The organism is Pantoea sp. 9140, from assembly GCF_000745295.1.
In the GTDB taxonomy this organism is placed as follows: Bacteria; Pseudomonadota; Gammaproteobacteria; order Enterobacterales; family Enterobacteriaceae; genus Pantoea; species Pantoea vagans.
Window position 1 is genome coordinate 3,983,120 of record NZ_JQNO01000001.1, and the last position, 21,706, is coordinate 4,004,825.

20 protein-coding genes and 4 tRNA genes are annotated in these 21,706 nt (G+C 56.9%); 20 read left to right on the forward strand and 4 right to left on the reverse strand.

Features of this window, described 5'->3' with window-relative positions:
- Nucleotides 1-3: 3 nt before the first annotated feature.
- The 14 genes from wzzE (at nt 4) to FA92_RS18505 (ending at nt 10,480) form a co-directional block, all read left to right on the forward strand.
- On the forward strand, nt 4-1,077 hold the full coding sequence (gene wzzE / locus FA92_RS18440) for an ECA polysaccharide chain length modulation protein (protein ID WP_255359549.1): 1,074 nt from the start codon (nt 4-6) through the stop codon (nt 1,075-1,077).
- A 10-nt stretch (nt 1,078-1,087) separates the two neighbouring features.
- On the forward strand, nt 1,088-2,218 hold the full coding sequence (gene wecB, locus FA92_RS18445) for a UDP-N-acetylglucosamine 2-epimerase (non-hydrolyzing) (RefSeq protein ID WP_033784696.1): 1,131 nt from the start codon (nt 1,088-1,090) through the stop codon (nt 2,216-2,218).
- The gene (gene wecC / locus FA92_RS18450; RefSeq protein WP_033784414.1) at nt 2,215-3,474 is read left to right on the forward strand and encodes a UDP-N-acetyl-D-mannosamine dehydrogenase; all 1,260 of its coding nucleotides are present in this window, start codon (nt 2,215-2,217) and stop codon (nt 3,472-3,474) included. Before wecB ends, wecC begins: the two co-directional genes overlap by 4 nt.
- Nucleotides 3,446-3,649 carry a hypothetical protein gene (locus tag FA92_RS23680; protein WP_239780553.1) on the forward strand — a complete coding sequence of 68 codons (204 nt, stop codon included), beginning with the start codon at nt 3,446-3,448 and terminating at the stop codon, nt 3,647-3,649. The genes wecC and FA92_RS23680 overlap by 29 nt, the downstream gene beginning before the upstream one ends.
- Entirely contained in the window at nt 3,627-4,334 is a 708-nt protein-coding gene (gene rffC, locus FA92_RS18460; protein ID WP_033784416.1) for a dTDP-4-amino-4,6-dideoxy-D-galactose acyltransferase, read from the forward strand. Before FA92_RS23680 ends, rffC begins: the two co-directional genes overlap by 23 nt.
- A complete protein-coding gene (gene rffA / locus FA92_RS18465) occupies nt 4,321-5,451 on the forward strand; it encodes a dTDP-4-amino-4,6-dideoxygalactose transaminase (protein WP_033784417.1) in 1,131 nt (376 codons plus the stop codon). The genes rffC and rffA overlap by 14 nt, the downstream gene beginning before the upstream one ends.
- Nucleotides 5,451-6,701: a lipid III flippase WzxE gene (gene wzxE / locus FA92_RS18470; RefSeq protein WP_033784418.1), complete on the forward strand. Its 1,251-nt coding sequence runs from the start codon at nt 5,451-5,453 to the stop codon at nt 6,699-6,701. Before rffA ends, wzxE begins: the two co-directional genes overlap by 1 nt.
- Nucleotides 6,698-7,765: a TDP-N-acetylfucosamine:lipid II N-acetylfucosaminyltransferase gene (locus tag FA92_RS18475; RefSeq protein ID WP_033784419.1), complete on the forward strand. Its 1,068-nt coding sequence runs from the start codon at nt 6,698-6,700 to the stop codon at nt 7,763-7,765. Before wzxE ends, FA92_RS18475 begins: the two co-directional genes overlap by 4 nt.
- Nucleotides 7,762-9,105: an ECA oligosaccharide polymerase gene (gene wzyE / locus FA92_RS18480; protein ID WP_013359679.1), complete on the forward strand. Its 1,344-nt coding sequence runs from the start codon at nt 7,762-7,764 to the stop codon at nt 9,103-9,105. Before FA92_RS18475 ends, wzyE begins: the two co-directional genes overlap by 4 nt.
- Before the next feature lie 25 nt (nt 9,106-9,130).
- A complete protein-coding gene (gene wecG, locus FA92_RS18485; RefSeq protein WP_033784420.1) occupies nt 9,131-9,871 on the forward strand; it encodes a lipopolysaccharide N-acetylmannosaminouronosyltransferase in 741 nt (246 codons plus the stop codon).
- A 158-nt stretch (nt 9,872-10,029) separates the two neighbouring features.
- Nucleotides 10,030-10,106: transfer RNA gene (locus FA92_RS18490), tRNA-Arg, on the forward strand.
- A gap of 98 nt (nt 10,107-10,204) precedes the next feature.
- Nucleotides 10,205-10,280, forward strand: a tRNA-His gene (locus tag FA92_RS18495).
- Nucleotides 10,281-10,296: 16 nt separating this feature from the next.
- Nucleotides 10,297-10,383: transfer RNA gene (locus FA92_RS18500), tRNA-Leu, on the forward strand.
- A 20-nt stretch (nt 10,384-10,403) separates the two neighbouring features.
- A tRNA-Pro gene (locus FA92_RS18505) sits at nt 10,404-10,480 on the forward strand.
- A 786-nt stretch (nt 10,481-11,266) separates the two neighbouring features.
- On the opposite strand, the gene hemY is transcribed toward FA92_RS18505, so the two are convergent.
- The 4 genes from hemY to hemC are packed head-to-tail and all read right to left on the reverse strand — an operon-like array spanning nt 11,267 to nt 15,291.
- Nucleotides 11,267-12,463 (reverse strand): protoheme IX biogenesis protein HemY, encoded by a 1,197-nt coding sequence (hemY, locus tag FA92_RS18510; RefSeq protein ID WP_033784421.1) that lies wholly within the window; start codon nt 12,461-12,463, stop codon nt 11,267-11,269.
- Nucleotides 12,464-12,465: 2 nt separating this feature from the next.
- The gene (hemX, locus tag FA92_RS18515) at nt 12,466-13,599 is read right to left on the reverse strand and encodes a uroporphyrinogen-III C-methyltransferase (RefSeq protein WP_033784422.1); all 1,134 of its coding nucleotides are present in this window, start codon (nt 13,597-13,599) and stop codon (nt 12,466-12,468) included.
- Between the two features lie 25 nt (nt 13,600-13,624).
- Complete coding sequence (gene hemD / locus FA92_RS18520) at nt 13,625-14,353, reverse strand: uroporphyrinogen-III synthase (RefSeq protein WP_013359683.1); 729 nt, start codon at nt 14,351-14,353, stop codon at nt 13,625-13,627.
- Nucleotides 14,350-15,291: a hydroxymethylbilane synthase gene (gene hemC / locus FA92_RS18525; RefSeq protein ID WP_033784697.1), complete on the reverse strand. Its 942-nt coding sequence runs from the start codon at nt 15,289-15,291 to the stop codon at nt 14,350-14,352. Before hemC ends, hemD begins: the two co-directional genes overlap by 4 nt.
- Before the next feature lie 318 nt (nt 15,292-15,609).
- Here hemC and FA92_RS18530 point away from each other — a divergent pair, with 318 nt between their 5' ends.
- From FA92_RS18530 to yigB, 6 genes are all read left to right on the forward strand, one after another.
- Nucleotides 15,610-18,168, forward strand: a complete 2,559-nt coding sequence (locus FA92_RS18530; protein ID WP_033784423.1) for a class I adenylate cyclase — start codon at nt 15,610-15,612, stop codon at nt 18,166-18,168.
- A 147-nt stretch (nt 18,169-18,315) separates the two neighbouring features.
- Complete coding sequence (locus FA92_RS18535; protein WP_013359686.1) at nt 18,316-18,516, forward strand: lipoprotein; 201 nt, start codon at nt 18,316-18,318, stop codon at nt 18,514-18,516.
- A 28-nt stretch (nt 18,517-18,544) separates the two neighbouring features.
- Entirely contained in the window at nt 18,545-19,369 is an 825-nt protein-coding gene (gene dapF / locus FA92_RS18540; protein ID WP_033734938.1) for a diaminopimelate epimerase, read from the forward strand.
- On the forward strand, nt 19,366-20,070 hold the full coding sequence (locus tag FA92_RS18545) for a DUF484 domain-containing protein (protein WP_013359688.1): 705 nt from the start codon (nt 19,366-19,368) through the stop codon (nt 20,068-20,070). The genes dapF and FA92_RS18545 overlap by 4 nt, the downstream gene beginning before the upstream one ends.
- Nucleotides 20,067-20,972 (forward strand): tyrosine recombinase XerC, encoded by a 906-nt coding sequence (xerC, locus tag FA92_RS18550; RefSeq protein WP_033784424.1) that lies wholly within the window; start codon nt 20,067-20,069, stop codon nt 20,970-20,972. The genes FA92_RS18545 and xerC overlap by 4 nt, the downstream gene beginning before the upstream one ends.
- Nucleotides 20,969-21,685, forward strand: a complete 717-nt coding sequence (gene yigB / locus FA92_RS18555) for a 5-amino-6-(5-phospho-D-ribitylamino)uracil phosphatase YigB (RefSeq protein WP_033784425.1) — start codon at nt 20,969-20,971, stop codon at nt 21,683-21,685. The genes xerC and yigB overlap by 4 nt, the downstream gene beginning before the upstream one ends.
- Nucleotides 21,686-21,706: the final 21 nt, after the last annotated feature.

The following is a 21,706-nucleotide window of genomic DNA, read 5'->3' on the forward strand; positions in this document are numbered from 1 at the left end:
CCGATGCTGAAAAAGGATACCTCTGCCATGCCTGCTGACGTTGTGGACAACGAACTGGATATTCGCGGCCTGAGCTGCCGTTTATGGCGTGGCAAACGCTGGATTGTCGGGCTGGCGCTGCTGTTTGCTCTGATCGCCTGGCTGGCGACGCTTCTATTGAAACAGGTCTGGAGCACCACGGCGATCACCGATCGCCCGACGGTGAACATGCTGGGCTCTTACTATGCGCAGCAGCAGTTCCTGACCAATCTGGATGTGCGCAACAATGCCCTGACGCTGGCTGCACCGTCACCGACGGTGATGGATCAGGTTTATCAGGAGTTCACCATGCAGCTTGCCTCCTGGGATACGCGTCGGGAGTTCTGGCAGCAAACGGATTACTACAAGAACCGTAAAACCGGCAATGCGCATAACGATGCCGCGCTGCTCGACGATTTGATCGGCAACATCCTGTTCACGCCCGCAGACGCAGCACATAACCTGCCCGATAACGTCAAACTTAAAGCGGAAACAGCAGGCGACGCTAACAATCTGCTGCGGCAGTACATCGCTTACGCCAGTGAGCGCGCCGCGCGTCATCTGAATGATGAGTTAAAAGGGGCCTGGCGGGCGCGTACCGATCAGTTGCAGGCGCAGGTAAAACGTCAGGAAGATGTGGCTAATGCGGTATTCCAGCGCCAGCAGCATCGGCTGGAGCAGGCGCTGAAGATTGCCAGCCAGCAGGGCATCAACGAGAAACAGACGCGCGAAGCGGGTGAGAACCTGGCAGACAGCGACCTGTTCCTGCTGGGCCAGCCCGTTCTGCAGGGACAGCTGGATACCCTGCGCGCCACCGGTCCGGAATTTGATATCAGCTATGATCAGAACAGAGCAATGCTGACCACGCTGCAGACCGGGCCAAAACTGAACAGCCAGTTCCAGACCTACCGTTATCTGCGTACGCCGGAAGAGCCGGTATCACGTGACAGTCCGCGACGTCTGTTCATGATGATTATGTGGGGTGCCGTTGGGGCATTAACAGGCGCGGGAGTGGCGCTGGCACGTCGTCCGCGTCTGATGTCAGACACGCATGATTGAGAGAAACAGTGTGAAAGTTCTGACCGTATTTGGTACTCGTCCGGAAGCGATTAAAATGGCGCCGCTGGTGCAGGCGCTGTCGCAGGATCCCGCTTTTGAATCGCGACTGTGCGTGACCGCTCAGCATCGCGAAATGCTCGATCAGGTGCTGCGTCTGTTCAAGCTGGAGCCGGACTATGATCTCAATATTATGCGTCCTGAACAGGGGCTGACCGAGATCACCTGCCGCATTTTAGAGGGCATGAAAACCGTCCTGCTCGACTTCAGACCGGATATCGTGCTGGTGCATGGTGATACCACCACGACGCTGGCGGCGAGTCTGGCGGCTTTTTATCAGCAAATCCCCGTCGGGCATGTGGAGGCAGGTCTGCGTACCGGCGATCTCGCCTCGCCGTGGCCGGAAGAGGGTAACCGTAAGCTCACTGGCCATCTTGCCCGCCTGCATTTCACGCCTACCACCCGCTCGCGTCAGAACCTGTTGCAGGAGAATCTGCCCGATGCGCGCATCGTCGTCACCGGTAATACGGTCATTGATGCACTGCTGTGGGTTCGCGATCGGGTGCTGGACGACAGTAATCTGAACGCACAACTGGCGGCGCGCTATCCGTTTCTCGACCCGGATAAGAAACTGGTACTGGTTACCGGCCACCGGCGTGAAAGCTTTGGCGGCGGTTTTGAACGTATTTGCAGCGCGCTGGCGCAGATTGCCCGCCAGCATCCCGAGGCGCAGATTGTCTATCCGGTACATCTCAATCCCAATGTCAGCGAGCCGGTTAACCGGATACTCAGCGGCATTGAGAATATCATTCTGATTGAACCGCAGGAGTACCTGCCTTTTGTCTGGCTGATGAACCGCGCCTGGCTGATCCTTACCGATTCCGGCGGCATCCAGGAGGAAGCGCCTTCACTGGGCAAGCCGGTGCTGGTGATGCGCGACACCACCGAGCGTCCTGAAGCCGTCGATGCCGGAACCGTCAGACTGGTGGGAACCGATATCGCCAGAATCGTCGCCAGCGTCAGCGAATTGCTGAGTGATGACGATGCCTGGCAGGCGATGAGCCATGCCCATAATCCGTATGGCGATGGCAAAGCCTGTGGTCGTATTTTACAAGCCTTAAAAGATAACCGAGCCGAATTATGAGTTTTGAAACCATCTCCGTGATTGGACTGGGATACATTGGGCTGCCGACGGCAGCCGTTTTTGCCTCAAAGGGAAAAAAAGTGGTGGGCGTGGATATCAACGCGCGCGCCGTAGAAACCATCAATCGTGGCGCGATCCACATTGTGGAACCCGATTTAGATCAGGTGGTGCATGCGGCCGTGACGCGTGGCGACCTGCGCGCCACCACGCAGCCTGAAGCCGCTGACGCTTTTTTGATCGCCGTACCGACGCCATTCAAAGATGATCATCAGCCCGACCTGCGCTTTGTGAAAGCCGCGGCGGAGTCGATCGCGCCGGTTCTTAAAAAGGGCGATCTGGTGATTCTGGAATCGACCTCGCCGGTGGGCAGCACTGAACAGATGGCCGACTGGCTGGCTGCGGCGCGTCCCGACCTGCGTTTTCCGCAGCACGGAGAGACGCCCGATATTTTTGTCGCCTACTGCCCGGAGCGCGTGCTGCCCGGCCAGGTGATGGTTGAGCTGATTAACAATGACCGGGTGATTGGCGGCATGACGCCTGCCTGTTCCGCCCGCGCCAGCGAGCTTTATCGGCTGTTTTTAAAAGGCGAATGCGTTGAAACCAACGCCCGTACAGCCGAGATGTGCAAGCTGACCGAAAACAGCTTCCGTGACGTGAATATCGCCTTTGCCAATGAGCTGTCGCTGATTTGTGCCGACCAGGGAATTAACGTCTGGGAGCTGATTGCGCTGGCGAATCGCCATCCGCGCGTCAACATTCTGCAGCCGGGTCCGGGCGTTGGGGGGCACTGTATCGCCGTCGATCCCTGGTTTATCGTGGCGCAGAATCCCGAATTAGCTCGCCTGATCCGCACCGCGCGCGAGGTGAATGACGCCAAGCCGCAGTGGGTGCTGGACCAGGTGAAAACCGCGCTGGCGGACTGCCTGACCCAGACCGGCAAGCGCGCCAGCGATATCACCATCGCCTGCTTTGGCCTGGCCTTTAAACCCAATATCGACGACCTGCGCGAAAGCCCGGCGGTGGGCGTGGCCCAGAAGATTGCCGAATGGCACAGCGGCACCACCTGGGTGGTTGAACCGCACATTGAGCAGCTTGCTGACTCGCTGGCTGACAAAGCAGAGCTGGTCTCCTGCGAGCAGGCGCTGGCACAGGCCGATATTCTGGTGATGCTGGTCGATCACCGCGCCTTCCGCGCCATTGATGCCGCCGACGTTCAGCAGAACTGGATTGTCGACACTAAAGGTGTCTGGCGATGAAGCGCTTTCTGATTACGGGTGCGCTTTACCCTCTAAACGGCTGATCTGTGTGGCCGCCTGGCGTAACGGCTGGCTCAGTGATGACCAGCTGCGTGCTGCCGGTGAAGCGCTGACAAAAACCGGCTACGGCCAATACCTGCTGGATTTATTGCATGCCCGTCCACGTCAGTATTAATCCCCTTAGCTGGGAAAGTGCATTCTTCGGTGTTGAGACCGTGCGGCTGGAGCTGGAAGGTGACATTCCGCTGGAGCAGGCGCTGCACCATCCTTGTGCGCTGATGCAGATGAAAGTCGCGGCCAGCGAGACGGCGCTGATTGATACGTTGCAGCAGCATCAGTTCCAGCTGGCAGAAGGCGAAGCGGACCTGGCGCTGGCGGTTAACGAGACGGAACGTCAGGCGGGGATTCGTATTGCGCGCGAAGCACAAATCCCGCAGCTGCGTGATGCAGCGTCTCAGCTCTTCAGCCAGAGTCGTTTTCGCGCGCCCTGGTATGCACCAGACGCCAGCGGCCGTTTTTATGCGCAGTGGATTGAGAATGCGGTGCGCGGAACGTTTGACGATCAATGCCTGGTGGCCAGTGACGCCACAGGTCAGCTGCAGGGTTTTGTGTCGCTGCGCGCGGTGGACGGCGATGCCCGTATTGGTCTGCTGGGCGTGCTGCCTGACGCGCAGGGCCAGGGACTGGGTCAGCGACTGCTGCTGGCGGCGGCGGACTGGGCGCGGGTAAGGCAGCTGGTTCAGCTTCGGGTGGCTACCCAGCTCAGTAATCTCACGGCGATGCGCCTCTATTTACGCAGCGGTGCCCGGCTCGACAGCACCGCCTACTGGTTTTACAGGAAAGGTCATGATTCCATTTAATGCGCCCCCGATTGTGGGCACAGAAATCGAGTATATGCAGTCGGCGATGAACAGCGGCAAGCTGTGCGGTGACGGCGGATTTACCCGTCGCTGTCAGCAGTGGATGGAGCAGCGTTTTGGCAGCAAAAAAGTGCTGCTGACGCCCTCCTGTACCGCTTCGCTGGAGATGGCGGCGCTGTTAATCGATCTGCAGCCCGGCGATGAGGTGATCATGCCGAGCTACACCTTTGTCTCAACCGCCAACGCCTTTGTGCTGCGCGGCGCGCGCATCGTGTTTGTCGATGTGCGCCCGGATACCATGAACATTGATGAAACGCTGATCGAAGCCGCCATCACTGAAAAAACCCGCGCCATTGTGCCGGTCCATTACGCAGGCGTGGCCTGTGAAATGGACACCATTATGGCGCTGGCGGCAAAGCATAAGCTGTTTGTGATTGAAGATGCAGCGCAGGGCGTGATGTCACGCTACAAAGGTCGCGCGCTAGGCACCATCGGTCATATTGGCTGCTTCAGTTTCCACGAAACCAAGAACTACACCGCCGGTGGCGAAGGTGGCGCGACGCTGATCAACGACGCCAGCCTGGTCGAGCGCGCCGAGATCGTGCGGGAAAAAGGCACTAACCGCAGCCAGTTCTTCCGGGGTCAGGTCGATAAATATACCTGGCGCGACATGGGATCGAGCTACCTGATGGCCGATCTGCAGGCGGCCTATCTCTGGGCGCAACTGGAAGCCGCTGAACGCATCAACCAGCAGCGGTTACGCATCTGGCAGCGTTATTATGACGCACTCCAGCCGCTGGCCGCCCAGGGCCGCATCAGTCTGCCGGTGATACCCGCCAGCTGCGAACACAATGCGCACATGTTCTACATCAAACTGCGCGATCAGGACGATCGCCAGGCGCTGATCAACTGGATGAAAGAAGCCGAGATACTGACGGTGTTCCACTATATTCCGCTGCACAGTTCACCTGCCGGTGAGCGTTTCTCGCAATTTGTCGGCGACGACCGCTTTACCACGCTGGAAAGTGAACGCCTGCTGCGCCTGCCGCTGTTTTATAACCTGTCGGATAATAATCAGAGCACGGTTATCAGCTCGCTGCTGAGCTTCTTTTCCTGATGTCATTAGCCAGAGCCTCAGTGTGGACCGCGTCGTCCACGCTGATAAAAATTGTGTCTGGTTTGCTGGTGGTCAAACTGCTGGCGGTCAGCTTCGGCCCCGAAGGTGTCGGCCAGGCGGGTAACTTCCGTCAGTTGATCACCGTACTGGGTGTGCTGGCGGGCGCAGGCATCTTCAACGGCGTCACCACCTATGTGGCGCAGTATCAGCAGCAGCCCGGACAACTCCGGGCGATGGTGGGCACGGCATCGGCTATGGTGCTGGGCTTTTCCGGCGTACTGGCGCTGCTGTTTCTGCTGGCGGCGGCACCCATCAGCACCGCGCTGTTTGGTCACGACCGCTATCAGGGCGTCATCCGCGTCGTCGCTTTTCTTCAGCTCGGCATCGCCTGGGCCAACTTTACCCTGGCGCTTCTGAAGGGCTATCGCGACGCGCGAGGTAATGCGCTGGCGCTGATTCTCGGCAGTCTGACTGGCGTGGCAGGCTATCTGCTCTGCTGGTGGCTGGGCGGCTATCAGGGCGCATTGATCGGCCTGGCGCTGGTGCCGGCTTTGTTGCTGCTGCCTGCGCTACTGATGCTGAAACGCCGCGCGCCGCTGCCGCTAAGCTGGCTGCGGCCACAGTGGCACCCTGAGCTGGCGCGTAATCTGGCAAAATATACCCTGATGGCGCTAATCACGGCCGTGACCCTGCCGGTTGCCTGGGTAATGATGCGTAACCTGCTGGCAGAGCAGGAGGGCTGGGCGCAGGTCGGATTGTGGCAGGGCGTCACCAGCATTTCCGATGCCTACCTGCAGTTTATCACCGCAACGTTTAGCGTCTGGCTGCTGCCGACGCTGGCGCGGCTCGACAACAAACGCGACATCGCACGTGAGATTGGCCGTGCATTGCGCTTTGTCCTGCCCGCCGTGGCGGTTGCCAGCTTTGGCGTCTGGGTACTGCGCGATTTCGCCATCAGCCTGCTGTTCTCTGAGGCTTTTCGCGGAATGCGCGATCTCTTTGTCTGGCAGCTGTGCGGCGATGTTTTTAAAGTCGGTGCCTATGTTTTCGGATATCTGGTTATCGCCAAAGCCTCGCTGCGCTTTTATGTTCTGACTGAGATCAGCCAGTTTCTGTTACTGACCCTGTTCTCACGCTGGCTGATCCCGTTACATGGCGCGACGGGTGCGGCGCAGGCCTATATGTTTACCTATATGGCTTACTTTGCCCTGTGTTGTGGCGCTTTCATTGTTTACTGCCGGAAAAAATGACTTTAATTCACGTTTTGGGATCGGATATTCCCCACCACAACCTTACGGTGCTGCGCTTTTTCAACGACGTTCTCAGCGTTGAGCTGCCTGTGGCTTCGCCACGCCATTTTATGGTCGTGACGCAGCAGCCAGAGAGCCTGGCTCCGTTCAGTGCGTTACAGATCGAGTGCTTCGCCAGCAAGAAAGCGCTGGCGCAGGCGGTACTGCAGCGGGCCAGGAATCGTCAGCAGCGGTTTTTCTGTCACGGTCAGTTTAACCCGTGGATCTGGCTGGCATTACTCAGCGGTAAACTGCGCCGTACACAGCTTTTCTGGCATGTCTGGGGCGCCGATCTTTATGAAGATTCGCGCAGCCTGAAGTTCCGCCTGTTCTATCTGGTGCGCCGGATAGCACAGGGACGGGTTGCGCAGGTTTTTGCGACCCGTGGTGACCTGCATCACTATCAGCAGCGCCATCGCCATGTGCCCGGTTCACTGCTCTATTTCCCGACCAGAATGCCAGATGCTGCCGTTGAGTCGGCGCCGTCAGAGCCGTTTACGCTGCTGCTGGGCAATTCGGGCGATCCGAGTAATCGGCACATCGAAGGCTTAAAGTCGATTCACGCACAGTTTGGCGAGCAGGTGCGCATCGAAGTCCCATTAGGTTATCCGCCAGGCAATGAGGCATATATCAGCCAGGTTCAGGCCGCAGCAGAGACGCTGTTCCCGAACGGGCAAGTTCATCTGCTGCGTGAAAATCTGGCGTTTGATGATTATTTAGTCCTGCTGGCGCGCTGCCATGTCGGTTATTTTATGTTTGAACGCCAGCAGGGGGTGGGAACACTCTGCCTGCTGATCCAGGCCAACGTGCCGTTTGTTCTGACCCGCAAAAATCCATTCTGGCGTGATGTGGCAGAGCAGCAGCTTCCGGTACTGTTCAGCGAAGATACGCTGTCGCCTGCAGTCATCGCCGAGGCACGCCGGCAGCTGATGCGCTGTGATAAACAGGCTATCGCCTTCTTTGCGCCCGGTTATCTGGCAGGCTGGCGTACAGCGTTACAGCTTAGCGAAGGGGAGTTGTCATGAGTCTTATGCAGTTTGGCGGCCTGCTGGTGGTCTATCTGCTGTCGCTGGTCTTTATTCTGACCCTGACCTGGCGGGAATTTAAGCGCGTCCGTTTTAACTTCCATCTGTTCTTTACGCTGCTGTTCTTACTGACCTTTTACTTCGGCTTCCCGCTGACCTCCGTGCTGGTGTTTCGCTTCAACGTGGACGTAATGCCGGTTGAGAATCTGCTGGAGGCGCTACTGTCGGCCACGGCGTTTTACGCCATTTATTACGTCAGCTATAAAGTGCGGCTGAAACCGGCGGGTGCGCCGCCGGCGAAGCCCTGGCTGCAGATGAACCGGGTTGAAACCCACCTGACCTGTGTGATTCTGGCGCTGGTCGCGCTGGGTACCGTGACGGTGTTCTTCATTCACAACGGTTTTCTGCTGTTCCGCCTGACCGCCTATAACCAGATTTTCTCCAGCGAAGTATCGGGCGTAGCGCTTAAACGCTTCTTCTATTTCTTTATTCCGGCGATGCTGATCCCCTACTTTTTACGCCCGACGCGCCGTAACTGGCTGCTGTTCCTGGTGGTGACCGTGGCCTTTGGTCTACTGACCTACGCACTGGTGGGCGGAACCCGCGCCAATATCATCATTGCGTTTGCCCTGTTCCTGTTTATCGGGATTACCCGTGGCTGGATCACCCTGTGGATGCTGGCAACGGCGGGTGTGATGGCGATTGCAGGGATGTTCTGGCTGGCGCTGCGCCGTTATAACCTCGACGTGATGGGCGATGAAGCGTTCTATACCTTCCTGTATCTGACGCGTGATACCTTCTCGCCGTGGGAGAATCTCGCCCGGCTGCTGGATAACTACGACAAAATTGAGTTTCAGGGGCTGGCACCTCTGTGGCGTGATTTCTACGTGTTTATTCCGACCTGGCTCTGGCCGGATCGACCGCTGGCGGTGTTGAACAGTGCCAACTACTTCACATGGGAAGTGCTGAATAACCATTCGGGCCTGGCGATTTCACCCACGCTGATCGGGTCGCTGGTGGTGATGGGCGGCGTCTGGGCCATTCCAGTTGGTGCTGTTGCGGTAGGAATGATTATTAAAGCCTTTGATGCGATCTATCAGCGTGGCTGCCTTGAGACGAACCGCTATACCGGTGCCATCCTGCAAAGCTTTTGTTTTGGCGCGGTGTTTAACATGATCGTACTGGCACGCGAGGGTCTCGATGCGTTCGGCTCACGAGTGGTGTTTTTCTGCCTCATTTTTGCTGCCTGTCTGGGCATGGCTAAATTACTTTTCTGGTTACTGGATCGCGCAGGTTTGATTCGCGACCGCAGCAGGCGGGTGTTGCACAGCCCGCTCTGATTAACCTCTGGGATTGACGGAAGATATGACAACGTTAACTGAGACGCCGCAGTACCGTATTCGCGGCGTTGATTTGTATGGCTTCGAAAACATGCCGTCGGCAGTGAATTTTCTGATGCCGCCGCAGAGCGTTCGCAGCGGTATTTTAGTGGCCATCAATGCGGAGAAGATCCTGACCGCTGAGCGGGATGAGGGATTGCGCACGCTGTTAGCGCAGGCGGAATATGCGTATGCCGATGGCATCAGCATCGTGCGCTCGATTCGTAAAAAGTATCCGCAGGCGTCAGTGCAGCGCATTGCGGGTGCTGATTTATGGGAAGCGCTGATGGAACGCGCCGGACGGGAAGGGACGCCGGTGTTTCTTATCGGCGGTCGCCAGCAGGTGCTGGATGAAACCTGCGATAAGTTACGTCGTCAGTGGAATGTGAATATTGTCGGTGCCCAGGATGGCTATTTTGCGCCAGCCGAGCAGGATGCGCTGTTTGCCCGGATTGCGGCCAGCGGTGCGAAGCTGGTGACCGTCGCGCTGGGCTCGCCACGTCAGGAGCTGCTGATGCTGGCGTGCCGTGCGTACTGGCCTGATGCCCTCTATATGGGCGTGGGCGGAACCTATGATGTTTTCACCGGCCATGTGAAGCGCGCGCCCAAAATCTGGCAGCGGCTGGGGCTGGAGTGGCTCTATCGTCTGATTCGGCAGCCGAGCCGCCTGCGCAGGCAATTAAAACTGCTTAAATATTTGCGCTATCACTGGCGCGGCGATCTCTGATATTGCTGATAAATGCCGCATTTTCAGGTATTACGAGAGTGGAAATGTACTATTTGTCGACGAAATGCACAAAGCGTAATCAAACGCGTCTTTTTATTTAAAAAGCACTAGACACGATGAGCGCTTATCTCTAGTATGCACATCCGCAACGGCGCTACGCGCCCGTAGCTCAGCTGGATAGAGCGCTGCCCTCCGGAGGCAGAGGTCTCAGGTTCGAATCCTGTCGGGCGCGCCATATCGTTTGTGCGCATGAGCTTCGGTGGTTGATTTACCGCGGTTGGCAGTAGAGATTTAAATGCTGCAGGTTTTAAACTTGTAACATTAAGAATAGTGGTGGCTATAGCTCAGTTGGTAGAGCCCTGGATTGTGATTCCAGTTGTCGTGGGTTCGAGTCCCATTAGCCACCCCAGATTTTGCTGGGAAACGCGAAGGTGGCGGAATTGGTAGACGCGCTAGCTTCAGGTGTTAGTGTCCTAACGGACGTGAGGGTTCAAGTCCCTCTCTTCGCACCAGGCAAAACAGTTAAAAAAATCGGCGAGTAGCGCAGCTTGGTAGCGCAACTGGTTTGGGACCAGTGGGTCGGAGGTTCGAATCCTCTCTCGCCGACCATTTTTAGAAACCTGTCTGAAAAGACAGGTTTTTTTTCGTCTGTAGAAAAGTGGGTGAGGACCTTTGCAGAGGGTTTAGGCAGGTACGGCGAGATAAGTTTGCTGTAAATCTGAGCCTGCGAAGGGAACACGGTCAGATCGGAAAGTCGCTTGAGCCATCCATGGCCGCTCGGCCCACGCCGTCCCTGGCGTGGGACGCTTTCCTCCTCTGCCCGTGTTCCCTGCGCGTTGAGCTTCTTCATTGCTGCGGAATCACTCTGCCTTGATTTGGCCAATAGTCTAAGCAACGTCGTGAATCGCAGACAAATAAACCATTGTTATTGTTGAAATCACCGTAAGAATTACCTTGCTGTCTCCATCCAGAGACAGAGAAAATGCCAGCTGTCGCCTGATACCGACACTTCATGCCATATGCCGCTATGACCAGACTTATCAATCTGTTTAAGGCATTGATTTATAGTTATTTTAAAAATAAACCTTAACCTGGCACGGCTTGTGCAATACTTCTGCTGTAGATGCTCATTCCACCTCTTATGTTTGCTGATGCTACATAAACCTGGGAATGATGCAGAGCCAATTTTAGGTACCTGTTGTCTGCCTGCCTGTATCGCGAAAGCCTTACAGGGTTAACAGACACCACGTTGAGTCAGGTACCTCCCGGTTGTCTTACCGACCTGATCTTACACCTGCCACTGGCAGGTGTTTTTTTTGCCTGTAAGAATAGGGCGGCAGATTGCGGGCACAAAAAAGCCGGGCAAGCCCGGCTTTATCCTGTCTGACAACCGCATCAGGCGTTGGGATTATTCTTCAACGTCAGCAACAATCCTTCACGGCGCATCTTCGCGGCCTCTTCCGGACGATGCAGACGATCATAAACATCCGCCAGCCACGCATAATCAAACGCATCCGGACGCTGTGCCAGCGCCTGCTGCAGCGCGTCTGCTGCCTGCTGCCACTCACCATGACGCATCAGCAGCTGTCCCAGCGTACTGTGCAGCAACGGCGTTGCGCCATGCTGTTTGATCTGCTGGCGTAATGCCTTCTCCAGCGCTTCCGGATTACCGCTTTTGATGCGCGGCATCAGAAGCACCAGACGATCGTCATAATGACGCTTGAGGCCTTCCAGCACGATCGACTGTGCGGTGTCGTGATCGTTGCACTCAATCAGATGATCCGCCATTGCCACCTGCAGGGTCGTATCCTGACGGGTTTTGCGGCTCAGCGTGCTCCACCAGCGCTTCAGGCCATCGCTGCCCTGGTCGGCCATTGCCTGATTCATCAGACCCAGCCAGGCCTGCTGTTGTAACGCATCACGATGCAGCTCATCACCAACCTGTGACTTCTGCATAGCAGGCAGAATATCCAGCAGGGCACTCCAGGCACCCGTACGGACGTACGCCTGTTCAGCCAGGCGCAGCACTTCAGGGTGACGCGGAGCCACTTCCAGTAGACGGTCAATGCTGTGCCGCGCCGCATGATCTTCGTTACGGGCCAGCTGAATACGAGCGCGGGCAATTTCAACCGGAATGGTATTGCTTTCGGACAGCTCAGCAGCACGTTCAAGATGCTGATTGGCACGAATTTCATCGCCACGCTGCTGGGCGGCTTCGGCGGCCAGCAGGTAGTTCGCTACCGGCACATCGGCGTGATCGGCATCTTTAGACAGCAGTTTCTCCACCTGACGGTGATCGCCTTCTGCCAGCTTCATCAGCGCCGACTGAGTATGACGTTGTGCACGACGGCGCTTACGGCCGGTAAACCAGCCGCGGGTACGCGCCCCGGTGTGCAGCACACGACGCAGCAGCCATTCCACCGCCAGAATCACCAGCAGGCTGATAATAAGGATAATCACCAGGCCGGTGACGCTGGTTTCAATATTCCAGTTATCGGTCTGAATCAGCACGTAGCCCTGATGACCGGCAATCATCGGTCCCAGCACCACGCCTGCAATCAGCAGGATAAAGAGGATAAATACCTTAAGCATGCTTAGCCTCCCTGCTGATTAGCAGCGGCAGACGGTTGCGCCAACAGGTTCCGCACGCGCGTATGCATCAGCTGTTCCAGCAACGGCTGACTTTCCAGGTTATCCGGCAGATCCATGTTGATGTTCTGCTGGCTCAGCTCATCCAGCTGGGTAAGGAAGGCTTTGGTAGCGGCATCATTGGTGTCGTACCAGGCGCGAACCCAGGCGGACACGGTGTCGATAGATTGTTTATAAATCTCATCCTGATGACGCGGTACGGCCTGCGCAGCGATCAGCAGACGCGAGCGGATATTCTCACGCAGGTAAACATCCTGATTCGGAGCCAGCAGCGGCTGTGCGGTGTTATCGCGGCGGCGGATGGTAATAAAGTCATCCATAAAGTTATGCCAGCTTTTCACCAGATTCTGACGCCATTCGCGCACTGAACCTGAGAGTTCGCCGCCATCGCTGTCCATCGGCGCATCATCGCTGTCGTTGTCGGCCAGACGCAGATTATCAACGTTATTCGACAGCTGATTCAGTTTGAGGATCACGCCGTCGTAGTCGACCTGCGTAACGGAAGAGAGGTTACTGATATCCTGGGTCAGCGCACGACGCACATTCATTACGCTGGGATCGTTCATGTCAGCCAGGCTGGCATCGGCGCTTTTCAGCAGTGCAGCGGCGGTAGTGACATCCTGATCGCTCCAGAGTTTGCGGCCAGCCAGTTTCACCAGATAGTCCGCCTGTGCCAGCAGCCAGCTGCGCACGTCGTTGCCAGAAATTACAGCCACTTTTTCACGCAGCGTTTCCAGCTCTTTTGCTGACGCGGTCTGCTGCTGCTGTGCCGTCTGCAGGGCAGTTTCAGCGCCACTCAGTTGCTGTGTCAGCTGCTGTTTATCGCTGCTGGCCTGCTGCTGCAACGCGCTTAACTGATCGCTCAGCTTCTGATTGGTTTGTGCCTGTAAATCAGCCTGATGTTTCCCGTTAAGGTATAAACCCGCACCTATCGCCAGCGCGATGACAATCGCAACTGCACCCAACACCATGCCACCATTTTTCGCATTACGCGGTGGTGTGCTGTTGCTGGAAGGAGAGCGGTCGACCGCTGGGGTGGTTTCTTCAACCATGGCGGAGGAGTCTTTTTGTTCCGTCATATGTGGCACATCCCATTGTTAAAGTTCAGCGTAACGCGCGCAGCAGCGCATCGTTATCGGCACCATCGGCTACCTGAATATCCTGCCAACCCAATCCTGCGGCCAGGGTAGCCAAACGTTCACTGACGACTATCAGTCGGCAGTTGAGCAGCCATTCCTCGCGATCAACCGCGGGGAATAGCGAAAAAAGCTGTTGTAACATTTCACCGCTGGTCACCACCAGCACAGAGACGCCGCGATCGCGCCAGCGGCGGCCTTCAACCGGCCCGTCATAATGCTTCTGGCAGCGCTGGTAGCAGGCAGCAAACGTTACCTCAGCACCTCGCCGGGTTAATGTCTCCGCCAGCAATTCGCGTCCAGGATCGCCACGCAGAATCAGCGCACGTTTACCGGCAACCTGCTGAAGCGTGTTTATCCTGATCAATTCCTCACTGGTTTCATGCGCATGAGGCCAGGTCACCTGCTGTCCGCTGACGGTGTGAAACGCCAGCGCGGTGCTGCGACCAATTGCATAATAGTCCAGCTCAGTGGGCCATGCTTTGATCGCGTGCTGAGCGTAGTGAATAACCTGCTGAGAAAGAATAAAGACGAGGTCGCCAGCACGAAGTCCGGCGAGCTTGTGAGGCAGGGAATCGAGGTCAGCGCCCGGTGCAAATTCGATTAGCGGCAGGCTCCACGCCTGTTTGCCAAGGGCATGCAGGCGTGACACCAGCTCTGCCGCTGCGGGTTCCGGGCGCGTCACCAGGATGGTCATGCCGGCGGCTGCCCCTGGTAGACCTCTTTCAGGATTTCACGCGCGCCGCCGTTCAGCAGCTCATCGGCCAGTGAAATGCCCATCTGTTCAGCCTGCGCGCGGGGCCCACGACGTTCTCCGCTGACCATCACCCGGCCATCGGGCGCGCCGACCATGCCGCGCAGCCAGAGCTCATCGCCTTCCAGCACCGCGAAGCTGCCGATGGGCACCTGACAGCCCCCCTCTAAGCGCGTATTCATGGCACGTTCTGCTCTGACACAGACTTCGGTGTCATCGTGATTCAGCGCCCGTAACAGGTCAATTAAGACGCTATCGTTAAGACGGCATTCAATGCCGACCGCACCCTGGCCCACGGCGGGCAGGGAGACTTCGGCAGGCATCGCCTGGCGAATGCGATCTTGCATTCCCAGACGTTTCAGCCCGGCGACGGCAAGAATGATCGCGTCATATTCGCCGGCATCAAGTTTGCCGAGGCGGGTGCCGACGTTGCCACGCAACGAGCGGATCACCAGATCCGGACGGCGCGCGCTAATCTGGCACTGACGACGCAGACTGGAGGTGCCGACAACGGCGCCCTGTGGCAGCGCATCAATGGAGTCATAATGATGAGAAACGAACGCATCGCGCGGATCGTCGCGCTCGCAGATGGTCACCAGGCCCAGACCTTCAGGGAAACTGACCGGCACATCTTTCATAGAGTGCACTGCCATATCGGCACGGCCATCCTGCATTGCCAGCTCAAGCTCTTTGACAAACAGCCCTTTGCCACCGACTTTTGCCAGCGGCGTATCAAGAATGATGTCACCTTTGGTGACCATAGGCACCAGCTCAACGCGCAGTCCCGGATGGGCACTCATGAGTCGTTGCTGTACATAATGTGCCTGCCATAATGCGAGCGGGCTTTGTCTTGTAGCAATTCTGAAAATTTTGTCTAACATGCTGTTAACCATTTTTATCGTTCACTGAATATCCTATCATCTCTGGGTGAATACTGTCAGTTTCAACGGATTGAAAACGGCCTGTGTGCGGTTTCAGGCCCGGTTTATCAAGCCATAGCGTGGCAACCCGTGCCGAAAAGGCGGGAAGCTGGTAAGAACGTGCTAAACTGTTAAGTAGCGCAACTTTCTTTACGGTCAATCTGCCGAGTGATAGATTGATCACGTTTCCAGCAATTATCTGCCCACTTTTTTACTTTTAATAAGCGGCAGAGCGTGGAAACAGGGTGCTTAAACACTGGGACAATCAGGCGAAACGTCTTGTACCTCTACATTGAGACACTGAAACAGAGACTGGATGCAATCAACCAGCTGCGCGTTGATCGTGCGCTGGCTGCCATGGGACCCGCTTTTCAGCGCGTCTACAGTCTGCTGCCAACCTTATTACATTATCAACATCCGCAGATGCCGGGTTACCTTGAAGGTAGCGTTCCACATGGCATCAGCTTCTTCACGCCTGATGAAAATCAACGCCAGCTGCTGGCCGACCTCACCGGCGACAGCGATCTGCGCCATGCCGATGCGCCGAAAGGTGAAATGCCGATCACCGCTATCTACTCTATGGGCAGCACCTCGTCTGTCGGCCAGAACAGCATCTCCGATCTTGATATCTGGGTCTGCCATCAATCCTGGCTCGATAATGAAGAGCGCCTGAATCTGCAGCGCAAATGCACGCTGTTGCAGAAGTGGTGCGTCTCAATGGGCGTGGAAGTCAGTTTCTTCCTGATTGACGAGAACCGCTTCCGTCACAACGAAAGCGGCAGCCTGGGCGGTGAAGATTGCGGTTCAACCCAGCACATTTTACTGCTGGATGAGTTTTACCGTACCGCGGTTCGTATGGCGGGCAAACGCATCCTGTGGAATATGGTGCCGGGCGAAGAAGAGCATCATTACGACGACTACGTGATGTCGCTGTATGCCAAAGGCGTGCTGACACCCAATGAGTGGCTTGACCTGGGCGGCCTGGGCACGCTGTCGGCGGAAGAGTATTTCGGTGCCAGCCTGTGGCAGCTCTATAAAAGTATCGACTCGCCTTATAAAGCCGTACTGAAAACGCTGCTGCTGGAAGCTTACAGCTGGGAATACCCGAACACGCAGCTGCTGGCGATGGATATCAAACAGCGCCTGCACGACGGCGAAATCATCTGCTTCGGACTTGATCCTTACTGTATGATGCTGGAGCGCGTTACGCACTACCTGACCAGCGTTGACGATCAGCCGCGCCTTGACCTGGTGCGTCGCTGCTTCTATCTCAAAGTGTGTGAAAAGCTCAGCACCGACGATCATCAGCAACGCACCGGCTGGCGTCGCGAGATCTTATCGCAGCTGGTGAAAGAGTGGGGCTGGAACGAAGAGAAGATCGCCATTCTGGACAACCGTGCCGGGTGGAAAATCGAGCGGGTGCGCGAAGCCCATAACGAATTGCTGGATGCGATGATGCAGAGTTATCGCAACCTGATCCGCTTTGCCCGTCGCAATAACTTAAGCGTCAGCGCCAGCCCGCAGGATATCGGTGTATTGACCCGTAAACTGTATGCCGCGTTTGAAGCGCTGCCGGGCAAAGTGACGCTGGTGAATCCACAGATTTCGCCCGATCTTTCTGAACCGAATCTGACCTTTATTCATGTGCCGCCTGGCCGCGCTAACCGTTCCGGCTGGTATCTCTATAACCAGGCACCAGACATGGATTCGATCATCAGCCATCAGCCGCTGGAATATAACCGCTACCTGAACAAGCTGGTGGCGTGGGCCTGGTTTAATGGTCTGCTGACCCGCAAAACCCGGCTGCATATTAAAGGCAATGAGACCTGCGATCTGGCGCGTCTTCAGGAACTGGTCAACGATGTTTCCAGCCATTTCCCGCTGCGTCTGCCTGCACCGACGCCAAAAGCGCTTTACAGCCCGTGCGAAATCCGGCACCTCGCGATTATTGTTAACCTTGAACACGATCCGACGGCGGCCTTCCGCAATCAGGTGGTGCACTTCGACTTCCGCAAACTGGATGTCTTTAGCTTTGGTCAGCAGCAGCAGTGCCTGATTGGCAGCATTGATCTGCTCTATCGCAACTCCTGGAATGAAGTGCGTACGCTGCACTTCAGCGGCGAACAGGCGATGATCGAAGGGCTGAAAACTATTCTCGGCAAGATGCATCAGGATGCCGCACCGCCGGATACGGTAGAAGTGTTCTGCTACAGCCAGCATCTTCGCGGGCTGATTCGCACGCGCGTGCAGCAACTTGTCTCAGAGTGCATTGAGCTACGCCTCTCCAGCACGCGTCAGGAGCCGGGCCGCTTTAAAGCGCTGCGCATGGCGGGTGAGACCTGGGGTCTGTTCTTTGAACGCATGAGCGTCTCGGTGCAGAAGCTGGAAAACGCGGTAGAATTTTATGGCGCGATCTCCAATAACAAGCTGCATGGGTTGTCGATCAAAGTCGAAACGAATCAGACGCCGCTGCCACCGGTGGTGAACGGCTATGCCAGCGAAGGCATCATTCAGTTCTTCTTTGAAAACACCACGGATGAGCGCGGCTTCAACATCTATATCCTCGATGAGAGCAATCGGGTTGAGGTTTATCATCACTGTGAAGGCAGCAAAGAGGAGCTGGTGCGCGACGTCAGTCGCTTCTACTCCTCGTCACACGATCGCTTTACCTATGGCTCGAGCTTTATCAACTTCAACCTGCCGCAGTTCTACCAGATTGTGAACACCGGTGAGCGATTCCAGGTGATCCCGTTCCGGAGTCAGACGCTGACGCAGCTCTGTACAACGCAGCCTGACAACGACAACAGCGACTATCAACCGCGCTATCAGGTGCATTGATGCTGACGGGCTGCCTGCTCTCTGCAGGTAGCCGCTATCTTCCTGGCCTGTCACCCGGTTCACGCTATTTGCGGGGATTTCCTGTTGCTTTTCCACCTTCAACTGCGATGATAAGCATCCAGGTAAAGGACATTAAGAGCATAAAGAATGAAGAAAGTAATAAGCCTGTTGGCCATGACACTGGCAGTAATCAGCCTTGCAGGTTGTGGTCTGAAAGGACCGCTCTACTTCCCGCCGAAGGACCAGCCGAAGAAACAACAAGCCCCAACCGAACGCCAGAAAGCGGATGCCACTAAAGCCGATGTCGGCGGGCTGGTGACCGGCAATTCAGGCGTAAAAGCGAACTAATCTGATGGCTTATCCGGCGGAGCAAAAAATGCAGTTCTCCAAAATGCACGGTCTCGGCAACGATTTTATGGTTGTGGATGCGGTGACACAAAACGTCTTCTTTTCGCCGGAACTGATCCGCCGGCTGGCCGATCGTCATCTGGGGATCGGTTTCGATCAGCTGCTGATTGTTGAACCGCCTTACGATCCCGATCTCGATTTTCACTATCGCATTTTCAACGCTGACGGCAGTGAAGTGGCCCAGTGCGGTAACGGTGCGCGCTGTTTTGCCCGCTTTGTTCAGCTGAAAGGGCTGACCAACAAAAGCGATATTCGGGTCAGTACCCAGAATGGCCGCATGGTCCTCACCGTGACGCCTGATGACCACGTGCGCGTGAACATGGGTGAGCCCAACTTTGAGCCTCAGCAGGTGCCGTTCCGCGCTAACAAAGCTGAAAATCTCTATCTGCTGCGCGTGGCCGAACAGACGGTGATGCTGGGTGCGGTGTCGATGGGGAATCCTCACTGCGTCATCCAGGTTGAAAGTGTTAAAACCGCGCAGGTTGAACTGCTTGGCCCGATTCTGGAGAGCCACGAGCGCTTCCCGGATCGCGTCAATGTCGGTTTTATGGAGATCATTAATCCCGAACATATCCGGCTGCGCGTCTACGAACGCGGAGCGGGTGAAACGCAGGCGTGCGGCAGCGGCGCCTGTGCTGCCGTTGCATGTGGCATTCAGCAGGGCATTCTGGCACCGAAAGTGCGTGTCGATCTGCCTGGCGGGACGCTGCATATCTCCTGGAAAGGCGCCGGTCAGCCACTCTATATGACCGGGCCTGCGACACACGTCTACGATGGGTTTATTCATCTATGAAAAATATCGAAGAGCAGGCTGACAGTTCGGTTCTGCTGGACGATCAGGCCGTCAGTGATTATCTGCGGCAGAATCCCGATTTCTTCATCCGTAATGCCCGTGAAGTTGAACAGATGGCGGTGCCGCATCCGGTGCGCGGCAGTGTGTCCCTGGTCGAGTGGCATATGGCGCGGCAACGCAACCACATTCAGCGGCTGGAAGAAGAGATCACACTGCTGATGGAGCAGGCCAGCGCGAACCATGAGCTGTTTGACCGTTTGCTGTCGCTGGAAAGTCATCTGGCCGCGGCTGATTCGCTGCAGGATATGCTCAACCGTCTGCATCGCTGGGCGCGTGAGCTGGGCCTGGCGGGTGCCAATGTGCGGCTGTTCAGCGACAAATGGCTGCTGGGTGCCCCCTCCGATTTCTTCCAGCTGAGCCTGTCGCGTCAGGCGTTTGAGCCGCTGCGTATTCAGCGTTTCGGCAACCAGCACCACTATCTCGGTAATATCAATGGGCCGGAACTGCTGCTGCTGCTGCCACAGGCCAAAGCAATTGGCTCGGTTGCGATGTCGCTGATGGGCGAAGAGGGCGATCTCGGCGTGCTGGTGTTCAGCAGTCGTGACAGCCAGCACTATCAGTCGGGCATGGGGACGTTGCTGTTGCAGCACCTGTCACAGATGATGCCTGGCCTGCTTTCCCGCTGGGTTGAGCGCGCATGAGCAGCGCGCTGCAGGAGGCCGTCGACGGATTTCTGCGCTACCTGAAAGTGGAGCGCCAGCTGAGTCCGTTAACCCAGAGCAGCTATGCGCGCCAGCTTGCCGCGCTGGTGGCAATTGCGGATGAGATGAAGCTCGGCAGCTGGGCGCAGCTGGAACCGGCGCAGGTGCGCAGCATGGCGGCGCGTAGCCGTCGCGCCGGACTCTCAGCCAGCAGCCTCGCGCTGCGCCTCTCCGCCCTGCGCAGTTTTCTCGACTGGCAGGTAAGCCAGGGTTTGCTCTCCGCCAATCCGGCCAAAGGGGTGATGACGCCGCGTAAAGCGCGCCATCTGCCTAAGAATATCGATGTGGATGAAGTGAATCAGCTGCTGGAGATCGACCTTAACGATCCGCTGGCGGTGCGCGATCGCGCGATGCTGGAAGTGATGTATGGCGGCGGGCTGCGTCTCTCCGAGCTGGTAAATATGGATTGCCGCCACGTCGACCTCGATTCCGGCGAAGTGTGGGTCGTGGGCAAGGGTAGCAAAGAGCGCCGGGTGCCGATTGGCCGCACGGCGGTCACCTGGATCCAGCACTGGCTGCCGCTGCGTGAAACCTTCGGCGGCCAGGATGATGCGCTGTTCCTGTCGACGCGCGGCAACCGCATCTCCCCCCGTAACGTGCAGAAACGCTTTGCCGAATGGGGCGTCAGACAGGGTGTGGCGAGCCATATCCATCCGCATAAGCTGCGGCACTCTTTTGCCACGCATCTGCTGGAATCCAGCGGCGACCTGCGCGCCGTACAGGAGTTGCTGGGGCATGCGAACCTCTCGACGACCCAGATCTACACCCATCTCGACTTCCAGCATCTGGCTTCGGTGTATGACGCTGCGCATCCCCGCGCCAAACGAGGAAAGAACGAATGAAGTTTTATCGTCCGCTGTCGGCCATTAAAGCCATGACCTTCGACCTTGATGACACGCTCTACGATAACTACCCGGTGATCCGTCGCACCACGCTGGAGTCTCACGCCGCTTTGCAGGCTTTTCATCCGGCGCTGCGTGACTTCACGCCGCAGGATTATCAGCAGCTGCGCGATCAACTGCTGCAGCGTGAGCCTGAAATCTATCATGACGTTTCAGAGTGGCGACGCCGTTCGGTGGAGCTGGCGATGCTCAATATCGGCCTCTCTGCTGCGGAAGCGACCGCGGGGGCGGCAGACGTGATGGCGGTGTTCCATCAGTGGCGGAGTCAGGTCGAGATGCCGGATGAGACGCATCAGACGCTGAAAGCGCTGGCAGAAAAAATCCCGCTGGTGGCGGTCACCAACGGCAACGCCAGCCCGGAAAAAATGGGCATTGCTGAATACTTTCAGTTCACGCTGCGGGCCGGACCTGACGGGCGCGCCAAGCCGTGGCAGGATATGTATCAGCTTGCCGCGCAACGCCTTGATATCGCGCCACAACACATTCTGCATGTGGGCGACGACCTGACTACCGATGTCGCCGGCTCACTGCGCTGCGGCATGCAGGCCTGCTGGATTAACCTGCGACAGGGTAACCTGATGCATATCCCGGATGCGCGCCTGTTGCCGCACGTCGAAATTTCGCGGTTGGCATCACTCACCTCACTGCTATAATGGCTGTAAATTTATCCAGTC